General features: G+C 44.2%; 20 protein-coding genes. 5 read left to right on the plus strand and 15 right to left on the minus strand.

All coding sequences use genetic code 11. From position 1 onward, the window contains the following. Positions 1-118: 118 nt before the first annotated feature. The 7 genes from AC2EXB_RS11640 to AC2EXB_RS11670 all read right to left on the minus strand — a co-directional run bounded on the left by AC2EXB_RS11640 (position 119) and on the right by AC2EXB_RS11670 (position 6,721). Entirely contained in the window at positions 119-478 is a 360-nt protein-coding gene (locus AC2EXB_RS11640) for a GNAT family N-acetyltransferase (RefSeq protein ID WP_483601552.1), read from the minus strand. 183 nt (positions 479-661) lie between these two features. After that, on the minus strand, positions 662-1,981 hold the full coding sequence (gene lysA, locus AC2EXB_RS11645; protein WP_483601554.1) for a diaminopimelate decarboxylase: 1,320 nt from the start codon (positions 1,979-1,981) through the stop codon (positions 662-664). Positions 1,982-2,050: 69 nt separating this feature from the next. Further along, positions 2,051-3,355, minus strand: coding sequence for a pyrimidine-nucleoside phosphorylase (locus AC2EXB_RS11650; RefSeq protein ID WP_483601555.1), 1,305 nt, complete (start codon positions 3,353-3,355; stop codon positions 2,051-2,053). Positions 3,356-3,372: 17 nt separating this feature from the next. After that, complete coding sequence (deoB, locus tag AC2EXB_RS11655) at positions 3,373-4,557, minus strand: phosphopentomutase (RefSeq protein ID WP_235196496.1); 1,185 nt, start codon at positions 4,555-4,557, stop codon at positions 3,373-3,375. A 72-nt stretch (positions 4,558-4,629) separates the two neighbouring features. Then, positions 4,630-5,532 (minus strand): site-specific tyrosine recombinase XerD, encoded by a 903-nt coding sequence (xerD, locus tag AC2EXB_RS11660; protein ID WP_483601557.1) that lies wholly within the window; start codon positions 5,530-5,532, stop codon positions 4,630-4,632. A gap of 72 nt (positions 5,533-5,604) precedes the next feature. Next, complete coding sequence (gene fur, locus AC2EXB_RS11665) at positions 5,605-6,066, minus strand: ferric iron uptake transcriptional regulator (protein ID WP_235196498.1); 462 nt, start codon at positions 6,064-6,066, stop codon at positions 5,605-5,607. 103 nt (positions 6,067-6,169) lie between these two features. Beyond that, positions 6,170-6,721 (minus strand): NUDIX hydrolase, encoded by a 552-nt coding sequence (locus tag AC2EXB_RS11670; protein ID WP_483601559.1) that lies wholly within the window; start codon positions 6,719-6,721, stop codon positions 6,170-6,172. Positions 6,722-6,800: 79 nt separating this feature from the next. On the opposite strand from AC2EXB_RS11670, the gene AC2EXB_RS11675 reads away from it, so the two are divergent. Then, positions 6,801-7,703 (plus strand): aldo/keto reductase, encoded by a 903-nt coding sequence (locus tag AC2EXB_RS11675; RefSeq protein WP_483601561.1) that lies wholly within the window; start codon positions 6,801-6,803, stop codon positions 7,701-7,703. A 46-nt stretch (positions 7,704-7,749) separates the two neighbouring features. Here AC2EXB_RS11675 and AC2EXB_RS11680 read toward each other — a convergent pair whose 3' ends face one another. Next, on the minus strand, positions 7,750-8,355 hold the full coding sequence (locus AC2EXB_RS11680; protein WP_483601562.1) for a class I SAM-dependent methyltransferase: 606 nt from the start codon (positions 8,353-8,355) through the stop codon (positions 7,750-7,752). Between the two features lie 338 nt (positions 8,356-8,693). Between AC2EXB_RS11680 and AC2EXB_RS11685 the strand changes: the two genes are divergently transcribed. The 4 genes from AC2EXB_RS11685 (at position 8,694) to AC2EXB_RS11700 (ending at position 13,724) form a co-directional block, all read left to right on the plus strand. After that, positions 8,694-8,918, plus strand: a complete 225-nt coding sequence (locus AC2EXB_RS11685) for a thioredoxin family protein (RefSeq protein WP_483604745.1) — start codon at positions 8,694-8,696, stop codon at positions 8,916-8,918. Between the two features lie 317 nt (positions 8,919-9,235). Continuing rightward, positions 9,236-11,683 (plus strand): S-layer homology domain-containing protein, encoded by a 2,448-nt coding sequence (locus AC2EXB_RS11690; protein ID WP_483601564.1) that lies wholly within the window; start codon positions 9,236-9,238, stop codon positions 11,681-11,683. 148 nt (positions 11,684-11,831) lie between these two features. After that, positions 11,832-12,344 (plus strand): DUF6640 family protein, encoded by a 513-nt coding sequence (locus tag AC2EXB_RS11695; RefSeq protein WP_483601565.1) that lies wholly within the window; start codon positions 11,832-11,834, stop codon positions 12,342-12,344. A 156-nt stretch (positions 12,345-12,500) separates the two neighbouring features. After that, positions 12,501-13,724 carry an ISL3 family transposase gene (locus AC2EXB_RS11700; RefSeq protein WP_483601566.1) on the plus strand — a complete coding sequence of 408 codons (1,224 nt, stop codon included), beginning with the start codon at positions 12,501-12,503 and terminating at the stop codon, positions 13,722-13,724. A gap of 49 nt (positions 13,725-13,773) precedes the next feature. Here AC2EXB_RS11700 and AC2EXB_RS11705 read toward each other — a convergent pair whose 3' ends face one another. From AC2EXB_RS11705 to AC2EXB_RS11735, 7 genes are all read right to left on the minus strand, one after another. Continuing rightward, on the minus strand, positions 13,774-14,712 hold the full coding sequence (locus tag AC2EXB_RS11705; RefSeq protein WP_483601568.1) for a sugar-binding transcriptional regulator: 939 nt from the start codon (positions 14,710-14,712) through the stop codon (positions 13,774-13,776). 158 nt (positions 14,713-14,870) lie between these two features. Next, a complete protein-coding gene (gene lpdA / locus AC2EXB_RS11710; RefSeq protein ID WP_483601570.1) occupies positions 14,871-16,253 on the minus strand; it encodes a dihydrolipoyl dehydrogenase in 1,383 nt (460 codons plus the stop codon). Between the two features lie 13 nt (positions 16,254-16,266). Continuing rightward, complete coding sequence (locus AC2EXB_RS11715; protein ID WP_483601571.1) at positions 16,267-17,631, minus strand: dihydrolipoamide acetyltransferase family protein; 1,365 nt, start codon at positions 17,629-17,631, stop codon at positions 16,267-16,269. An 18-nt stretch (positions 17,632-17,649) separates the two neighbouring features. Further along, positions 17,650-18,633, minus strand: a complete 984-nt coding sequence (locus tag AC2EXB_RS11720) for an alpha-ketoacid dehydrogenase subunit beta (RefSeq protein ID WP_483601573.1) — start codon at positions 18,631-18,633, stop codon at positions 17,650-17,652. Between the two features lie 25 nt (positions 18,634-18,658). After that, entirely contained in the window at positions 18,659-19,642 is a 984-nt protein-coding gene (locus AC2EXB_RS11725; protein ID WP_483601575.1) for a thiamine pyrophosphate-dependent dehydrogenase E1 component subunit alpha, read from the minus strand. A gap of 134 nt (positions 19,643-19,776) precedes the next feature. After that, positions 19,777-20,121 (minus strand): bh protein, encoded by a 345-nt coding sequence (locus AC2EXB_RS11730; RefSeq protein ID WP_483601576.1) that lies wholly within the window; start codon positions 20,119-20,121, stop codon positions 19,777-19,779. An 83-nt stretch (positions 20,122-20,204) separates the two neighbouring features. Next, the gene (locus AC2EXB_RS11735) at positions 20,205-21,530 is read right to left on the minus strand and encodes an NAD(P)H-dependent oxidoreductase (RefSeq protein ID WP_483601577.1); all 1,326 of its coding nucleotides are present in this window, start codon (positions 21,528-21,530) and stop codon (positions 20,205-20,207) included. Positions 21,531-21,545 lie beyond the last annotated feature (15 nt).

The following is a 21,545-nucleotide window of genomic DNA, read 5'->3' on the forward strand; positions in this document are numbered from 1 at the left end:
TTATTTGCGTAAAATTTATTGGAAACATTTTTTAAATATAATAATTACCACAAAAAAGAAAGTGCCAATATGGCACTTTCTTTTTTGTTCTATGCTGTTTTCTAAAGAACCGCTTAACTTATAATTCAGCTTTTTTTTCAGGGCATTTCTCTAAAAAAGACTGCGTTTCTTCTGTTGCCCGCATTTCTTTGCCTTGCATGGTTTGCTGGATTTTCTCAACCATCGCCCGGCCGATTCCATCGCCTCTATGCGACGGGTTTACTGAAATATGGTGGATGATGAAGTATTCTTCCTGCACTTCAATACCTAAGAGCCCAACAAAATCTTCGCCTTTTTTCCAGAGGTATAGCTGCCAATCCGGATTCTCTTCATATATATGCATGGTTTGCTGCAGTTTCTTCAACTCTCGCTCTTTCGGCATGAACGATAACAGCCCCATAGCGATTTTCTCAAATGATTTCTTATATCTAAATAACATATCCGATCCCTCATTTTCATGTTTAAGCGGCTTTTTTTATCCTACTATAAACTCGGAAATAACTCAAGTTCGGCCAGTACTATCCGTTGATGACGCCTTCTGCAAAGAATAGCCAGTAGATGACGCCCCATCCAATTGCCATCGCTAAAAGCAAGATCATCAAAAGGATATTGGTTTTTCTCATTAAGGTTTCACCTGTTGTTTATAAGACATGTCTTGTTTAATCAAATCGTCTAAGTTTTCCCGTCGGACAACTAATTGATGTTCACCATTTTCCGCAAAAACCACCGCAGGGCGGGCAATCCGGTTATAATTGCTTGCCATCGAATAGCCATATGCACCTGTACAGAAAACACCCAGTATGTCTCCAGACTCAACTTTCGGCAAATCTGCTTCTTCGATTAACTTATCACCCGATTCACAGCATTTTCCGGCAATTGTATATTGCTCATTAATCGCTTGATCGGCTTTATTCGCCAAGATCGAACTGTATTTCGCCCCGTATAATGCCGGGCGGATATTGTCCGACATGCCTCCGTCCACAGCTGCATACTTCCGGGTTCCTGGAACTTCTTTCATGGAACCGATCGTATAAAGCGTCGTTCCGGCATCGCCAATCAATGAGCGGCCGGGTTCAATCCAGATTTCAGGAATTGGAAAATCCATCGCAATTGTCGTTTCTTTTACAGTTTCAATCATTTCTTTCACATAAACAGAAGGTTCTAGAGGCTCGTCATCTTCTGTGTAACGGATGCCGAAACCGCCGCCCAAATTCAAGACAGGGCATGTATAACCAGATTCCGTTTTCCAATGGCCCATTTTCCCGACTAATTTCTCAGCGGCTAAACGGAACGCAGCAGTATCAAATATTTGGGAACCGATATGGCAATGCAGGCCCAGCAAATTTAAAAATCCATGTTGATAAACTTCCTGAAAAGCTTGGTCTGCTTGGCCATTCATTAAATCAAACCCGAATTTCGAGTCTTCTTGGCCCGTCGTAATGTAATCATGGGTATGCGCTTCAATTCCTGGGGTTACGCGAAGCAAAATATTCATCCGCTGCTGACGTTGTTCTGACAATCTTTTTATCGATTCAATCTCATAGAAGTTGTCGACAACGATGCAGCCGATGCCTTCTTCAAATGCCATCTGCAGCTCCTCTAAACTTTTGTTATTGCCATGGAAATGAATTTTTTGTTTTGGGAACCCGGCTTTGATGGCTGTATATAATTCTCCGGCAGAAACGACATCAAGCGATAAATTTTCTTCAGCTGCTACTTGATAGATCGCGATTGTCGAAAAGGCTTTACTCGCATAGGCCACTTGATAGCCAATTCCGGCTTCTTCGAATGTTTTCTGGAATGCTTTTGCCCGGTCACGGAATAATTGAATATCGTATACATACAACGGTGTTCCATATTCTTTCACTAGATCGATTGAATCTGTGCCTCCGATTGTTAAATGGCCCTCTTCATTAATCGTTTGTGTTCCGTATAGATACATGATTTCCCTCCTGTTGCGCGAATGGCGGGTGTTAAAAAACCTTGCTGAGAATAATCTCAGCAAGATTTGTCAATCGGTGATCAGCGCTGAAATCAGCGGCGTCGTTTCAACCGGTTCGCTTGTATATTCGATACTATTATATATCATCTTCATGCATTCTGCGAGTTCTTCTGTGTTCGAATAAATAGTGGCAATCGATTCGCCTTTTTTCACGAAATCGCCCACTTTTTTATTCAATACAATGCCGACAGCCAAATCGATTTCCGATTCTTTCGTCGCGCGTCCAGCCCCAAGAACCATTGCAGCTGTTCCAATTTCATCCGCTTCCATGAATGAAATATAGCCTTCTTTTTCCGAAGGAACTTCGTTCACGTATTTTGCTTGCGGCAATAAGCTGACATCGTCAACAATTGCAGGGTTTCCACCTTGGTTTTCGATGAATTGTTTCATGACCTTCAAGGCTTCACCGTTTGCAATCACTTCTTCAAGCATCGCACGGGCTTCTTCCAAGGTTTCCGCTTTTCCGCCGACTACTACCATCTGGCTGCCCAGTACTAAGCACAATTCTGTTAAATCTTCTGGACCTTTTCCTTGCAATGTTTCAATCGCTTCTTTGACTTCAAGTGCATTGCCGATTGCAAACCCAAGCGGCTGGCTCATATCTGAAATGATGGCCATTGTCTTCCGCCCAGTCGCATTGCCGATTCCAACCATGGCATGCGCCAGTTCTTTAGCGTCTTCCGCCGTCTTCATGAATGCCCCTTCACCCGTTTTAACATCAAGGACGATTGCATCTGCACCCGCAGCAATTTTCTTGCTCATGATAGAACTCGCGATTAGAGGAATGCTGTTGACTGTCGCTGTTACATCGCGTAGTGCATACAATTTCTTATCTGCAGGCGTCAAGTTTCCGCTTTGGCCAATAACCGCCAATTTAATATCGTTTACTTGCTTGATGAATTCTTCCGTTGACAATTCGACATGGAATCCTTCAATTGCTTCTAATTTATCAATCGTACCGCCTGTATGGCCGAGGCCCCGTCCGCTCATTTTCGCAACCGGAACGCCGCAAGCCGCTACTAAAGGACCCAACACTAAAGTAGTTGTGTCGCCGACTCCGCCAGTTGAATGCTTATCGACTTTAATGCCGTCAATTGCCGATAAGTCTATTTGATCTCCTGAACCTGCCATAGCGAGCGTCAAGTCTGCCCGTTCGCGGTCTGTCATGTTTTTAAAATAGATTGCCATAAGGAAAGCACTCATTTGGTAATCTGGAATATCTCCTGCTGTATAGCCTGTAACGATGTGTTGGATTTCTTCAGTAGACAGTTCAAAACCGTCTCTTTTCTTTTCAATTAAATCAACCATTCTCATGAACGATTACCGCCTTTTTAGTTTAGTTTAGATAGGAAGCTTGAACCGAATTTCGGCATCGGCGCTGCAAAATTCTCTGCAATCGTTGCTCCGATATCAGCAAAAGTTTTTCCTAGTTCGAGCTCTTTTCCACCGCTAAAGCGCGGAGAATAAGCAAGAAGCGGAACGTATTCACGTGTATGGTCAGTGCCCGGGAACGTCGGATCGTTGCCGTGGTCGGCTGTAATAAGCAATAAATCATCATCTTTCATTTGCTCAAGCACTTCCGGCAGGCGCTTATCGAAAGCTTCAAGAGCTTCTCCATAGCCTTCCGGGTTTCTTCTATGGCCGTAAAGCGCATCAAAATCCACTAAGTTCAAGAAGCTTAAGCCGTTAAAGTCTTCTTTTACCACCTCGACGAGCTTATCCATTCCATCCATATTGTCTTTCGTACGGATGGCTTTAGTCACGCCTTCACCATTGTAGATATCATTGATTTTGCCGATCGCAATGACATCTTTGCCGATGTCTTTCATTTCGTTCATTACAGTACGGTCAAACGGCTTCAACGCATAATCGTGGCGATTTGAAGTTCGCTTGAATGCGCCTTTTTCCCCTAAGAACGGGCGAGCGATAACTCGTCCAACCAAAAATTCAGGAGAAAGCGTCAATTCCCGGGCAATTTCACAAATCTTATACAGTTCTTCCAACGGAATGATTTCTTCATGAGCCGCGATTTGCAAAACTGGATCTGCAGAAGTATAGACAATGATTGCCCCAGTCTCCATATGCTCTTCCCCAAGCTCATCCAAAATTTCAGTACCGCTGGCCGGTTTATTGCCAATCACTTTGCGCCCTGTTTTTTCTTCTAATTGCTTGATCAAGGTTTCCGGGAAACCTTCAGGATACACTTTGAAAGGGGTGTCGATATTTAAACCCATGATTTCCCAGTGCCCTGTCATTGTATCTTTGCCTACAGAGGCTTCTTGTAATTTCCCGAAATAAGCGGAAGGGCTTTCAGAAGCTTCCATTCCTTTTACTGGGACAATATTGGCAAGCCCCAATTTTTCCATGTGTGGCATAGTAAGCCCGCCTATCGCTTCTGCAATGTGGCCTACCGTATTAGAACCTACATCGCCGAATGCTTCAGCATCAGGCGCTTCACCAATTCCCACAGAATCCAGTACGATTAAATGTATGCGATGAAACGGTTTATTAGTCATATTTCTTCCTCCTTGTTTACGATTCTATAGTAACATATTTCCTTGTATTGTCAGAAGTCTGACCTGTGATTTTTAAGCACGAGGATGAAATTGCGTATATACATCTTTTAATCTTGTCTTGCTGACATGCGTATAAATTTGTGTTGTAGAGATATCGGCATGGCCAAGCATTTCCTGAACTGCCCGCAAATCCGCGCCATTTTCAATTAAATGAGTCGCAAACGAATGTCTAAGCGTATGCGGCGTCAACTCTTTCTGGATGCCGGCTTTTTGGGCATGTTGCTTGAGCAGTTTCCAAAATCCTTGTCGAGTCAAGCGTTTCCCGCGTTGATTGATGAACAGCGCATCGGTTTTTGTTTCCGCTTTCACAAGTTCTTGGCGCGGTCCATCCAAATAAGCTTTACAAGCACTTAAGGCTGATTTTCCCAATGGAATGATTCGTTCTTTCCCGCCTTTGCCAAAGCACCGGACAAATCCCATCGTCAGGTTGATGTCATCTATATTTAAATTTATGCATTCACTAACCCGCATGCCGCTTCCGTAGAGAAGTTCCAGCATCGCCTGGTCGCGGATTCCATTCGCTTTTTTTGTATCCGGCGCTTGGATCAACGCATCCACTTCTTCAATAGATAAGACGTTCGGCAATTTCTTATCCATTTGAGGCATTTCTAAATGGACGGTAGGATCGTTGTCGACTACCCGTTCTCTAATAAGAAATTGGTGGAATGACCGGATAGAAGAAATGTGGCGGGCAACGGTCCTAGACGTTTTCGTATTTTCTTTCAAATGGCGCAAATGGTTTAAGATATGTACGCGTTCCACTTTTCTTAAGGAATCCAATTGCTCGACTTCTTTTAAATAATGCAAATAGCTTTTTAAATCACGTTCGTAGGAAACCAGCGTATTCGCAGCCAGTTGGCGTTCTACCCGCAGGAAATGCAAATAATCGTCTAGCGCATCTTGTGCATATTTCATCTTTTCCCCTCCTAATCCAAAATAGAAAAGGAAGGATGACCTTTAAACGGCCGTCCTTCCTTTTCTCACCAATCATTGGGACGAATCTTGTGAGTTGCGGTCATGGCAACGCCAGCAAATGCCATGAAACGTGAGACGGTGGTCTTTAATTTGGAAATTCCACCGTTTTTCTACAACGGCCTCCACATCTTCAAGCAAATCTTCTTGTATTTCGTCTACTGCTCCGCACTCTATACAAACTAAATGGTGATGGAAGTGAGCTGCGCCTTCTTGGCGTAAATCGTAGCGCGAAACTCCGTCACCAAAATTGATTTTGTCGACAATTTTCAACTCTGTGAGTAATTCCAATGTCCGATACACTGTGGCCAATCCGATTTCCGGTGCTATGTCTTTCACTAACAGGTAGACGTCTTCTGCACTCAAATGGTCTTCTTCATGGTTCAGCAAGATTCGGACAGTTGCTTCACGCTGTGGCGTCAGTTTGTAACTCGCAGCGTGCAACTGTTTTTTTATACGGTCAATCCTAGTTTCCATGCGACGCCCTCCCCTAAACTGTCTTCATTATATCAAAAGACAGTTCTCATTTACAACAGATACAACCATTCTTTATTAAGAATGATTATAAATAAGAAGGAGTTCAATTCTCATTTGCGATTTTCTGTTTTGCCCACAATACAGCAAAAGCCGTTTTAGCATCGTAAATGCGGTTCTCTTTCATCAATTGCTCTGCTTCTTCAATTGTCACTTCTAATAGTTCAACAAATTCATCGTCATCTAAAACCGCGCCTGAAGTCGATTTCTTTAAACCTGTTGCGGAGTAGAGATGAATCACTTCATCTGCGAATCCTGGTGAAGTCGAAAATGATTGGATCAGTTCAAGATGATCTGCAGAATATCCGGTTTCTTCTTCCAATTCACGCATCGCTGTGTATTTCGGATCTTCGCCTTTTTCAATTTTCCCAGCCGGAATTTCGATGATGGTCCGTTCGAGTGCTTTCCGGAATTGCTCTACCATAATTATTTTATGTTCTTCAGTAATGGCCACCAACGCGACGGCCCCTGGATGCTCGATCAGTTCCCGCTTCGACTGGTTGCCATTCGGCAAAATAACATCATCAACTTTCAAGTTAATGATTTTCCCTTCGTAAATTCTTTCGGATTGGATCGTTTTTTCTTCAAATTTACTCATGCTTTGCCTCTTTTCATTTGTGATTTCTCTATGGCAAAGTATACCATAAGGAAAACAACAAATTAAACGAGGTGTAACGATGAAGAAAAGAACTTTAGGGTCAAGCAACATCCAAGTGAGCGAGATCGGTTTTGGCTGTATGTCATTGCCGCAGAATCAGCAAGAAGCTGGAACCATTATCGACGCAGCTGTTTCTTCCGGCATCAATTATTTTGACACAGCTGATTTGTACAATAAAGGCAAAAATGAGGAGTTGGTCGGCACATTATTAAAACCTCACCGTCAGAACATTGTCCTTGCGACTAAAGTCGGCAATCAATGGGACGCCAATTCAGACGATGTGAAATGGAACGCCACCAAATCCTATATCACCGAGCAAGTGCATCATAGTTTGCGACGCCTCCAAACGGATTATATCGACCTTTATCAGCTTCATGGCGGAATGATTACCGATCATATCGATGAAACGATTGAAGCTTTCGATGCACTGAAAAAAGAGGGATTGATTCGGGAATATGGCATTTCGTCTATTCGGCCGAATGTTATAAAGCGTTATCTTGAAAAAAGTAATATCGCTTCGATCATGATACAATACAGTCTTTTGGACCGAAGACCTGAGGAATATTTAGAGGCTATCGAGTCAGCTGGCCGTTCTGTCGTTACACGCGGCAGCCTCGCAAAAGGAATGTTGACCAGTGAAGGATTGAAGCGTGCAACAAAATCAGGCAACTATCTGACTTATCAGGAAGGAAGTCTCGTGGACACAGTAAAGGAATTGATGGGTATCCATCCGAACCTTCACGCCCTCTCAGTTCATAGTGTGCTGCAGCAGCCTGCAATCGCATCCATCGTCGCAGGCGCCAGTTCCCCTTCTCAAATAGAAGCTACCTTGCAAGCCTATGAAACGGCTGTTTCACCTGAACAAATTAATGAGGCACTTAGCCTAACCAAACAAGACCGATATAAAGAGCACCGCGAATAACTTAAAACAGGCTGTCGGTGAATACGCCGACAGCCTGTTTTGTATGTTACTGTGAAGGCAGAGATTCGTTTATGCAGTCAATTTCCAAAACCCAGCCTTTATAATGTGTTTTGATGTCCGTTATCGACAGTTCCGAATTTTGTATCAAATTAAGTGTGTCCCGGTTTAAATGACAGCCGCCAAAAGCTTTTTTCCAAAGCGGCGTCATTAAGTCCTGTACTTTCCCTATCAGTGGCTGCGGCATCCTCACATGTTCAAGAAAAAAGATTCTTGCGCCTGGTTTCGCTACCCGCTGAATTTCCAAAAGCGCCTTTTGAGGTTCAGGAATTGTACAAAATACGAGAGTCGCTATTACTGTATCAAACACATTCTCATTAAAAGGCAAGCGTTCTGCTCCCGCAATATGGAGGTGTATAGGCGCTTTTGCCTTATTAACTTGATTGCGCGACCGGTTAATTCTCTTTTCATCCGGTTCAATGGCATCTACCCTTAACGCATTTTTATAAAAAGGAAAGTTCGCACCTGTGCCGGATCCAATTTCCAGCACATGGCCATAAGCATTTCCGCCGATTGCTGCCCTTAACTGGGTAATGCTTGTTTTACTTGGAGGTTGTTTTGAATATCCGGATGGGCCGTTATGATTTTCTGCCATCTCTTTTCCTTCTCCCTTTTTAGAAAGCTAATCGAAGCATGCCAATTCAGACTGAATTTCATGCAAGTATGAAATAGAAAAAAATGAACGACCGCCTGCTCAATAGGAGAAAATTGTTTCTTTATAAAGCCATTGTCTTATAGTTCCCCCTCCCCTTGACCTCTAAACTGAATAAATGCATAGTTTAAAGTGAGATAGGGAAAGTGCTTAAGAAGACGATATGGGAGGTGCAGTAAATGGAAAAGCTTATTTCATCAGAAGAAACTTCAAATTTCATTAAGCAGCCCGGCTTGAATTTTCTTTATATATTAAGTCCAGCTTGAAGTGTTTGCCACGCACTGCTTCCTCAGGTTGAGGAAGTGTTGAATGATTTTCCGAAAATCCAAACGAAAACGGTTGATATAACGGATCAGCCCGAACTTGCTGGTGAACTTTCAATCTTCACAGCACCTGTTTTACTGCTTTTTGATCAAGGATCGGAATTATTAAGAGAAGCACGATTTGTACATCTCCAAGAGCTCGAAAGAAAAATCGATAAAATCTATTGGTCTTATTATGGCTAAGATAAAACTTCCATAATAGACTTACTTCAACCATCGACATTTTCATGTCGATGGTTTTTCTTTTCTTCCACCATTTCAATTAATTTCCTCTTAAAAAAGTTATTTTTTTGTTTTAGATGCCCTTTTAACTAATTCAAAAGAATCATTTTACGTTAAATTAACTAAATATTTTAATTTTTAATAGGTTTTTATATGCACTTTTATGTTATTATCAAAAACAATAAGTTATTTGAATATTCAAAATAAACTTATCAATTATTTACAGCTTATTAATGCTTTTTTCTAAATTGACGGATCACTATTGAGGAGGATGGATTATGACGAAAAAATTCTTTACCTATGCAGCGGCTGCCGCAATGACTTTTAGCCTCATTGCGCCAGTGCCGACCTTAGCTGCCGATTCAGCTTTTACAGAAGTAGCACCTGCGAACGCCGCTGCCGATGTTTACCGAAACGCTTCATTAGAAGCCGTTGTGAGTAACAACGACCCGGTTGAAGCTGTTGAATTCATGCAAGGAGATTTTAAGGATTTTTCCACTGACGGCATTAAAGCGAAAGCAAATGTAGCAGGTGAAGAAAAAGAAGCGACTCCTGAAAACAAAGCTGAACTAGCTTCAGACGATGGCAAATACTTTACGACTGCCTCTGATCAGGGGGATTCTTTCCAGACTTTCGAAGTTGATGCCGGAAAACTTGAAAAAGGCGGATCGGCTGAAATCAATTGGCAAGGAAAAACATTGCCTGATTCAACGCTTTCCATTTCAGTTTGGGACCATTCCAAAACTGAATGGGTTAAAGTGACTGAAAAAAAATCCGATAGCAAAGGTAGCGAAATCGATTTCTCTATTAATGTTTCGGATACAAAATTCATGGACGCCGGAAAAATCCTGGTAAAAGTTCAAAATGAACTGAAGAATATTGCTCCTTCTAAAGAAGAATTTTCATTACTATGGTTTACAGATACCCAGTTCTACGCAAGGCTCTTCCCGGAAAATTGGGACAAAGTCACAGATTTCATCATTGATCAATACAACAAAGACCGCTTCGAATATGTGATCAATACAGGAGACTTGGTGGATACCCCGGACAGCGAAGAAGAATGGGCTGTCGCCAAGAAAAACCTGGACCGAATGGATGCAGCCAAAATTCCATACGGCGTATTAGCTGGAAACCATGATGTTCAGCATAAGTCCGATATGCGCATCGACTACACCTATTTCCATAAATATGCCGGTGCTGATCGCTTCGAAGGAAAGTACTGGTACGGCGAGAACATGAATAATAATCAAAACCACTATGATTTGATGACCTTGAATGGCCATGAATTCATCTTCCTGTATCTTGGATTTGGATTAGAGGATAAACCAGAAACCATCGAATGGGCAAACCGTGTATTGGCAGAGCATGCTGAGAAAAACGCTGTACTGAATATGCATCAATACCTGGCGCACAATGGCAGCCTTGATCCTGGGATTCCTACAGTCGTCTATAACAAAGTAGTCGTTCCAAATGAAAACGTGAAACTTGTTCTTTCTGGCCATTTTAATGGAGCTAAAAAGAAAATCTCTAAATTGCAGAACGAAGATGGTTCAGAGCGTGAAGTATTGCAAGTAATGGGGAATTATCAAGGCGTAGGTGAAGGCGGCGATGGCTATCTTCGATTCGTTGATTTCAAACCTGAAACAGAGGAAATTGAATTCACGGCGATTTCCGCTATCACTGGAGACATTGACCACTATGAACCTGAAGATTCCTTCACTGGCAAATACGACTTAGTCGATTGGGAACCGAATCAAGAAGCGATCGCTAAAAACAAAAAAGAAGTCTCAACCGATTATGTCTCCGCTGAAATCTATAAAGAAAAAGAGATTGGTGTAGATGAAGAGCTGGAAAAAGGCAAAGCTTCAGCAGAATGGAAAAACCTTGAACCAAAAACAAAATATTTCTGGTACATGAATGCTTATACGGAAAACAGTGAATTCAAATCAGATATTTATGAATTCACAACAGGCACTGAAGCTGGACCTGTAAAACCGACTCCTGAGCCAGACCCTGAGCCTGAAACACCAACGAACCCAGGAACTCCGACAAATCCAGGCAACCCTGGTGGCGGTGGTGTCACAACACCTGACCCTGGTAATCCCGGCGGTGGCGGTTCGACTCCTGTCCCGACACCGACACCAGATCCAACACCTGTTCCAACGCCAACGCCTGACCCTGGCCCTGCTCCAGATCCTGGCCCAGTTCCGGCACCCGTTGCCTTTACTGATGTCGCTAAGAAATACATGCCTTCTGTAATGTACTTAATCCAAGAGGATATTACAAAAGGATACTCCAACAGCAAATTCGGTACGGGTGATCCAATCAAACGTGTAGATGCTGCCATCATGTTAGCCAAAGCACTTAAACTGAATCTAGATGATGAGCCATCCGGATTTAAAGATGTGCCGAAGCGCGGCATCGAATATGTAAATGCTTTGAAAGCTGAAGGCATCATCAACGGGAAATCAGCTGTGGAATTCGGTTCGAACGATTTGATTACGCGCGGCGAAATGGCGATTATGCTGACAAGAGCCTACCGCATGAATGCCGTTACAAAGGATACGGCATTTACAGATGTGGGCGGACGTTACCGCGACGCGGTTGCTGCATTAGTAGAGTATCGGATTACTAATGGGAAAACGGCCACTACCTTTGGAACCGTTGACCCCATTACACGCGGCGATTACGCGATCTTCCTTTACAAATTGAATGATATGAATTAACTGCTTTAAAATGCAAAACACGCAGCGCTTTTTAAAGGGCTGCGTGTTTTGCATTTACAGCGAATTAGTTGTTTACATCCGAAAATTCGGGAATATAATTTTTAAACGGCCAGTTAACTCAATAATTATCAAATTGGAGGGACGGCGAATGGCTGAAGCAGGCAGAACTTTTACAGCGACTTACTCTAAGGCGCCCATCATCTACCACGGACCTAAGAAAAAAACACTCTCAACCGGGAAAGTCATTCTTGGCAGTGTAGCGGCCTTTACAGTGCTCGGAGGCTTTATAGCAGATCTGAACAAGACCCATATGAAGAACCCCGATTGGCCGCCTCATGCGAAATTCCATGATGCTATGTCAATTACCCTGGGCGCGTTTCTCGGTACGGCCAGCTTATACTTTCTTAGCCGTAAAACATTCGATTCACACCAAGATATTCAGCTTTCCGCACTGCTGCCTTCAATGTATTGGGCAGCTCAAGGCGTCAGTTTTTTTTACCCGCAAACATCCGGGATGGAAGCTGAATTTCCTCAATACGTCCCGAAATTTCAAGGACTCTGGATCAATGAGAAATTTGCATCCATTGCGATGCTTGCTTTAACTGGCATAGGCTATACGATGGAAAACCTGCCTTCGGGCCAGTCCCTGTCAAATCATTAAAGCAAAAGCAAGGCCACCCTATTTCGGATGGCCTTGCTTTTTTGGTTCTACACTAATTGTTGGGGTGTTGAAACAATTCGGCCCAAAAAAAGACACGCAATCTCCAAATTCTTTTATACTTGAAATGTCGAATAACAAGTAAAGAAGAGGAGATGCGTGCACTTGAATTTTACCATGAAATTTCCCGGATTAGAAGATGTGAAAATAACGAAAATGGAACAAGTGGAGGACCGTGTGGCGCTACATGTGGAGTTGGAGGTGGGGGCCCAAAGCTGTCCGCGCTGCCAGGAAAAGACCCGGCGTGTCCACGATTACCGCATCCAAAAGATTAAGCACCTGAAATGGTTTGAACGGCTGACCTACCTGTTTTACAAGAAAAGACGTTATGCTTGCGGGGCGTGTGGCAAGAAATTTGCCGAGAAGAATTCATTCATCGATCGCTATCAACGGTTCTCAAAAGAGTGGAACCAAGCGGTTCATGTGCGCAGCGTCAAGGCGAAAACGTTCAAGGAAGTGGCCGGACAATACGGCGCTTCCGCTTCGACCATCGTTCGGCGTTTCGATCTGGTGGCGCTCCAGGAAGTTACTGAAACCGCAAAATTACCGCGTGTGATCGCCATCGACGAATACAAAGGCGACACCCGTGAAGGAAAGTACCAACTGATTATCGCCGATGGCGAAACGAGAGAACCGATCGATATCCTGCCCAACCGGAAAAAAGAGACGATCAAACAGTATCTCCAACAGCACGGAGCTGCGGTGGAAATCGTCGTCATGGACATGAGCCATTCCTTTAAAGCCGCGGTCAAAAAAGCACTCGGCAAACCGGTGATCATCGCCGATCGCTTCCACTTCTGCCGGTACATTTACTGGGCGCTGGACGCGGTCCGCAGACGCGTGCAGAAAAGTTGGAACGACTATGACCGCAAAAAAGGCAAACGGATGCGCTACGTCTTTTACAAAAACAGTGAGAAGTTAACCGAAAAGGACCGTTGGTACTTGAAGCGGTATCTTGAAATGGATGAGGAGCTCAAACGAGCTTACGAACTGAAGGAAGCGTATTGCAGGTGGTTTCAGGCAAGCAAAAAAAGAGATCCCGAGGAAATCCTCAAGACCAAAGAAGCGTTGCTGGAATTTTATCGGCTGGTGGAACAAGCGGGCATTCCCGAGTTCCAGAAAGCCATGGGCACCTTCCGAAACTGGCAGACGGAAATCTTGAACAGCTTCTCGTTCAAGTATTCCAATGGTTTCTTGGAAGGCATCAATAACCTGACAAAAGTGATTAAGCGGAACGCGTTCGGCTTTCAGAATTTCGAACGCGCCCGCGCCAAAATACTACTGACACACAAGTATAAGAATATGGGAGTTCACGTTGGTTAGGGTGAGGAAGATTTCACCTCACCCCAACATTTGACGGAGAACCGCTTTTTTACGTAATCAAATCAGCTGTTACATCATCAATCACCAATACATTTAAGTAATTGCCATTTAGCGCAGCTCGTATGCTTTCCACTTTATGGGAACCTTCTACAATGCCAATTACTTCCGGAATTCTTTTATATTCATTAATATCGAGGCCGATGACCAATTCGTTTAACGGGTGTTTGATTTCATTGCCAGACTGGTCATAGAAACGTGAACCGATATCCCCTATCGCCCCCGCCTCCTTCAATGATTCTAAATCCTCTTCCGTCAAATACTGCATCGTAGCCATTGTCGATCCTTCATAGGGGTTGCCGATTCCCACTACTGCCATTTCGACATTTCGTCCTTCTTCCAGAACCATCGCAATATCCTCCGATTCGATTAAGCGCCGTTTCAATTCAGCTGTCTCAACCATTGCCGGAGCATAGAGATAGGAGCAACCTGTATTCATTTTTTGGGAAAGCTGATAAGCCAGCAGATTTGAGTGAATTTCCACCAGGCTTCTTCCCATCCCTCCAACTAGCGGAATGATTTTCAGCTGTTGATGCTGCTCATATGGATATTCCTGAACAAACTTAGCCAATGTGCTTCCCCAGGAAATGCCCAGCGACTTTTTTCCGTTAATGTTTTTGGATATGTAAAAAGACGCCGCTTTTCCTAAAGAATGCTTAATCATTTCAGGATCTCTTCCTGCAGCTGGAACCACAATCGCTTCTTTCAATTGGTATTTCTTTTCAAGCCGGTGTTCTAATTCGACTGTATGTGCATTTTCGTCTTTGATATAAATTTCAACTATGCCATTTTCACGCGCTTTGTTCAGCAATTTGGAGATCACCGGGCGGGAAACCCCCATTTTTTTTGCGATTTCTGCCTGTGTCAGCCCGTCAAAATAATAGAGCCTCGATACTTTTACAATTTGCCTGCGTTCGTCCCAATTCATCATCGATACACCTTCTCATTCTAATAAAACTTAAAGCGAATGGATCAGCACGTGGACCGCTTTCATTTCCGAAAGCAATTTCGCTAATTCCTTTCAAGACAAGGGATTTCGCCGTTGTCTCACCTTGCTCTATTATAGGACGCAATGGCCACTTCTGGCAATTAATGGTGAACGCCTTTTTCAAGCCATGAAGCCGCTGCTTCATATACGCTTTCAGATACAGTCGGGTGGGCATGAATCATTGAAGCCAGTTCTTCAACAGTCCCTTCTAATCGTATAAAAGCAGAAGCTTCTGCTATCATTTCCGTTACATGCGGACCTACCATCAAAACACCCAAAATCTCTCCGTACCGTCTGTCTGCAATTATTTTTATAAAACCTTCTTTTTCGTCTTGCGCCAACGCTTTCCCGTTGCTGGCATGTTCAATTTTGATTGCCTTATAATCAATGCCCTGCCGATTCGCTTCGCTTTCTGTCATGCCTACACTGGCAACTTCCGGGCTCGTATACACACATCTCGGCACAATTGAATAATCCATGGTTTCTATTTCTCCGGCTGCATTTGCAGCAGCCACTAATCCTTCTGCGCTTGCTACATGAGCAAGCTGCCACCCTCCAACAATGTCTCCGATAGCGTAAATTCCAGGCTCGCTTGCAGCCATCCGATTGTCCACTTTTACAAATGGTCCATTCATCTCCAAATTCAACTTGGAAAATGAAGAGGTGTTTGCGATTCTTCCGGCTGCTATCAAAGTCGCCTCTGTCTCCACTATTTCGTTATCGCTATTTTCTTTTTCTATTTCCACAAACTGATTGGATTCGCGCTGTTCAATACGAGCAACTTTTGTATTCGCCAGAACTGTAATCCCTTTTTTTTCCAAAGACTTCATGAGCAATTCAGATGCTTCCGGCTCTTCGCTCGGCACAATCCTTTCGCCCATCTCGATAAGATGGACCCTAACCTGCAGACTGGCAAAAATACTGGCCAATTCTACTCCGATGATGCCGCCTCCTACAATAACCATGGATGCTGGTATTTTCTCGATATCAAAAATGGTGTCGCTCGTAAAATAGGCTGCACTTTCTATGCCCGGAATCGGCGGAACAAACGGTTTTGATCCGGTAGCGAGAATAATGTTGTCGCCACTGATGAACACTTCCTTCTCCTGCTCCCGGATAGCGATGGTCCGGTCCATCCTCACTTTTCCGAAACCATTGTAAACTTTGATTTCATCTTTTTTTAATAAATAGGCGATGCCGCTTCTTAACTGTTTAATGACAGCATCTTTGCGAGCAAGCATTTTAGTGAGTGAAAAAGTTACAGGTCCTGTTTCAATTCCCCACTCTTTCGCTTTTTCGATGGTTTCAATCACTTCTGCGTGCCGAAGCAAGGTTTTTGATGGAATGCATCCGCGGTTTAAACAAGTACCACCAAGCTCAAGCGCTTCAATAAGCGCCACCTTTTTTCCAAGTTTAGCTGCCCGTATAGCTGCTACGTAACCTCCAGGACCACCGCCAAGTACTACGACTTCATAATTCTCCAATGGAATCTACTCCTTAAACCAATAATTTAAAGGGTTGTTCGAGCACTTCTTTCAAGTCCGTCAAAAAGGCGGCAGCTGGAGCACCATCAATGACGCGATGATCAAATGATAGGCTAAGTACCATTATTGGCCGGAGTTCGATGGCTCCGTTTCGTCCGACTGGCTTTTCATTGATTCGCCCTACCCCTAAAATAGCGGATTCTGGCTGGTTGATGACCGGGGTAAAAGCATCAATGGCATACATGCCCAGATTGCTGATAGTGAATGTGCCTCCCGACATTTCCTGGGGCTTTAAGTTGCTGTTTCGAGCCGCCGTTCCTAAGCGTTTGCATTCTGCAGTCAAATCCGAAAGGCCCTTTTGATCGGCTTCCTTGACTACTGGTACGAGCAAGCCGTTTTCCACAGCTACAGCTATTCCTAGATTGATTTCTTCATGGAAGATGATTTCATTGCCTTCTAATGAAACATTTAAATTTCTATGGCGCTTTAAACAGGCGGCGACCGCTTTTAAAACAATTTCGGTGTAGGAAAGCCGGAAGCCCGTCTGCTTTTCGATAGTTCCCAGCAATTGCTTTCGCAAATGGATCGCTTCCGACATATCCACTTCTGTCGTCAATGTGACATGCGGTGCTGTCGTTTTACTCAGCAGCATGCGCTCTGCGACAACTTTTCGGATCCCTTCCATTTTCATCCGTCTGCCGCCGGTTTCAGAAGCGGTTGATGGCTGCCTCATTTTTTCAACATCTGCCCGGTATATTTTTCCACGAGGACCCGAACCATTTATCGTGTGCAAATCGATTCTTTCCGCTCCTGCCACTTTTTTAGCAAGCGGAGTTGCTTTTGGTGCAGCTTGCAAAAAGTCTCCAACATCCTTTTGGTGGATCCGCCCCTTAGGTCCGGTTCCAGGAATTTCGGAAAGTACGATATTATGTTCTTTAGCTACTCTGCGTGCTGCCGGTGTAGCCCGGATTTTTTCTGACTGTGAATTTTCTTTGCCGGTATCGCCGGTTTCATTTATCGTAGTTGTTTCACTGATCTCTATTTCTTCCAAGTCGTGCATTGCCGGCTGACGCGAGTCACTCAGATTGTCCTGCACTGCAGCACCCGATTCTCCGGGGGGAGCCTCCGGAACATGTTCACTTGCCTCTCCGATATACCCGATTACATGATTTATCGGAATTTCATCCTCTTCGGCAAAATACTTTTTTAAAAGGATGCCTTCCTCGTAAGATTCCACTTCGATATTGATTTTGTCGGTCATGATTTCAAACAACGGATCTCCCACTTCAACTGAATCCCCTTCGTTTTTAAACCATTGCAGCAACGTTCCCACTTCCATGGTGCTGCTCAGTTTCGGCATGAAGATTTCTTTCGCCATCGGGCTGATCCTCCTCCCTTACGATCGATTCAATACTTCTTTTACTGCTAAGACGATATCGTCCACTCCAGGGACTGCAGCTTTTTCAAGATCCGGATTATAGGGAATGGGCACCGCTTTGCCGCCTAAACGTTTAATCGGAGCGTCCAAATAGTCAAATGCTTCACTTTCTGCGATTATACTGGCAATTTCCCCACCGAATCCGCCCCGTTTTACCGCTTCGTGAACTACGACAAGGCGGCTCGTTTTTTTCACAGACCCAATCATCGTTTCCGTATCAAGCGGCACCAAGGTTCTAGGATCGATTATCTCGACACTGATGCCGTCTTTTTCAAGTTCTGTAGCTGCTTCAAGCGCTTTATGGACCATAATGGCGGTAGCGACGATTGTAACATCTCTTCCTTCGCGTTTAATATCCGCTTTGCCTAAAGGGATGGAATACTGCTCTTCCGGAACATCCGACTTCGTTTTATAACAAAGTTTATGTTCATAAAAAATCACGGGATTATCGTCGTCAATTGCCGCTTTCAGCAAACCTTTTGCATCATATGCGGTTGAAGGCTGCACTACTTTCAAACCGGGCACATGCGCCATCCACGCTTCTAAACTTTGAGAATGCTGCGCTGCTGCTCCTGTTCCAGATCCAGCCGGCGTGCGAAGCACCATTGGCACTTTCCCTTTGCCGCCGTACATATAGCGGATTTTTGCCGCTTGATTGACCATATTGTCCATTGCAATCGTAATAAAATCAGAGAATTGAAGTTCAAGAATCGGCCGCATACCGGTCAAGGCAGCTCCAACTGCCGTACCCGAAATTGCCGCTTCTGAAATGGGCGTATTGCGAATCCGTTCGGGCCCAAATTCTTCAATCATTCCGCGTGTAACGCCAAAAGCCCCGCCGTATACGCCAATGTCTTCGCCTAAAATGAAGACATCTTCATTTTCTCGCATCTCTTGGCTCATCGCTTCTCTCACTGCCTCTAAATACGTTAGCTCTCTCAACCCGTCCACTCCCCTTTGCTCCGTCTTATGCGTAAATGTCTTCCATCAAATCATCGCGTGTCGGCATTGGGCTATTTTTGGCAAATTCCACCGAATCCTCTATTTCCTTTTTCGCTTCATTTTTTATTTGATCTGCGCTCTCTTCGGTTAGCAATCCTTCTTCGATCAATATACTGCGGAGCCTCGCAATTGGATCTTTTGCCCGCCATTCCTGTTCTTCTTCCCGAGTACGATACTTTTTCGCATCACTCTTAGAATGGCCTTTCCAGCGGTAGGTTTTGGCTTCCACTATGGACGGTCCTTCTCCGTTCCGTGCCCGTTCCACAGCCTCGCCCACACCGTTCATAACATCCAATACATCATTGCCGTCAACAATTTTTCCCGGAATCCCGTAAGCTTCAGCTCGCTTTGCCACGTCTTCGACATTCATCATTTCTTTTGCAGGACCTGACATGCCATATTGATTGTTTTCGCAAATGAACACTACCGGCAACTTCCAGATCGATGCCAAATTGACCGCCTCATGAAAACTTCCCTCATTCGAAGCTCCATCTCCAAAAAAGCAAAGCACAACATAGCCTTCTTTTTTCAGCTGCGAAGTCAATGCAGCACCGGCAGCAATCGAAAATCCACCTCCAACAATTCCATTTGCCCCTAAATTGCCCATTTCAACATCCGCAATATGCATCGAGCCGCCTTTCCCTTTGCAATATCCCGTGGTGCGTCCGAACAATTCAGCCATCATCCGGTTGACTTCTGCCCCTTTGGCAATGCAGTGGCCATGGCCTCTGTGCGTACTGGTAATCTTATCCCGATCTTCTAATACAGCAATTGCTCCAACGGCTGAGGCTTCCTGCCCTACTGCTAAATGGGTCGTTCCGTGAATCATCCCTTTCGCAAAAAACTCATCCACTTTTTCTTCAAAGTACCGAATGAGCCACATCTGCTTAAGTAAAGCCGTTAAATCTTTTCCTTCCACGCCTGATGGTAAATTCACTAGCTGATTCATTTTCATCCCTCCATTTTACATATGTTCACTATTGTTACATATGTAATATATTAAGACTTTTCAGTTAATTAGTCAAGCAGTAAAAAGGCTGAACCACTCTCATTAGGAGCAGTCCAGCATTTTATAGGAGCACATTATTTTTTGGTCTTTTTCATTTTATAAGTCTGCATCACTTTTCTCGAAGAATTAACGTCTTTTAATATCCGGTACGGTTTTTTTATGGTCCGGACCGGAAGAGAAAATAAAAGGTGGCCAATTCCCTCTTTCGACTCTTTCGTCACCCGCTTCGGTTTAGTTGCAATGCGCTCATATATTTCCCGGTAAAACTCTTTTTTCAAATCCACTTTCAATTCCTTCGTCCGGCCGCATTGCAAACACTTTATGGTTTTCATATCGCTATTGATGTAAGTGATCTCATGATCGACTTCTTCTTTGCAATTTGTACAGTATAAACCAGCTTCCATCTTTTTCACTTTCATATTTGAACACCTTCTCGCTCCGTTGTTTGCCTTCTCTACAAGCCGAATAGGATCAATTTCACAAATCGATCTCTTCATCGGTTTCAGACATTGATCGGGTGTACCTTTTGCTCTTTTCCCGCTAACATATCATCCTGCATCCGGCGCAGCCGCCAAATCGTTGATTCTTTTGTCTGAACGACATCCTCATACGCAATAATTTCACCTTTTTTAATAGAGCGCTTCAATTGGACATTCCGGTCCACTAGTCCCATCGGCAAGGCATCTTTGCTTTTTGCTTCTTGTGCCGATAGAATACTGCCGTAAACCGTAAACCCGCCAATGCTGTCTAAAAATTGGCCTTCTTCCAAGTCTGTTTTGGCTACCGCCACAGTCTCCGCCTGCAGCCCTTTCCAAGGCGCGATGGTCGCTTCATTGTAAAGGAACGCTCTCGCAATGGAGATCGGCGTTTCCAAGCTGGTAAGGTGGTAAGGCCGATAAAGCACGTAATTCGGGCCTTCACCCATGCTCAAATAATGCATTTCGTGATTTACTTCTTCTTTTTCTGATGCAATGATCGCAAAGACGCCAGGCGCAATTCCATTGATATACTCGACAACTTTTTTATGGCCCACTTTTCCGCCTTGCTCTTTCAATTTGAAAAGTTCCGGAAGGCCTTTTACGTCACTGACAAAGCCATGCATTCCTGGTACATCCGGAAGAAAGCCTGTGGCGTTTGCGACAGCCGTCATTTCTACCATGGTTTTTGTACCATCTTGGAAAGAGGCAAGCATTTTGGGACTCGCGCCTTTTCTCGCAGCTTCTTCAGCAGCCGTATCTGGATTTGCTGCTAGATTAAGCGGATTGTTTTTTCCTTTTCCAAGTGCCACTACCTCGAAGCCGAGCGCATCTGCAAAATCATAGAGCTCCATAATGGCACCCGGTTCGTCTCCAGCTGTTCCGGTGTAGACAACGCCGCTCGCATCAGCCATCTTCTTAAGCAATGGTCCGATGGTAACATCTGCCTCCACATTCAACATAACGATGTGTTTTTTATTCAGAATGGCGTCCCATGCAATTTTAGCTCCGATGTCCGGAACACCCGTGGCGTCAACGATAACATCCACTTCTGGGAGCTCAGTGACGAGCCGCGCATCTGTCGTCGCTACCACTTTACCGGATTTTACAGCTTCTGAAGCTTCTGCTGTCTGATCTGTTTTGATAATATCAGAAACGGCAACACCTGATTTTGCATAAGCACTTGTCACATTTTCCAGTTGAATGTCGGCTGTAATGACGACACGCATACCTGCCATGCTCTCTATTTGCGAGACCATACCTCTTCCCATTTGCCCTGCACCTACGAGGCCGACTTTTATGATGGTTCCTTTCTGCTCCAACTCTTGAAGTTTCCTGTTTATCCCAAGCATTTTTCAGTCTCCTCT

The sequence above is a fragment of the Planococcus alkaliphilus genome (assembly GCF_057031095.1).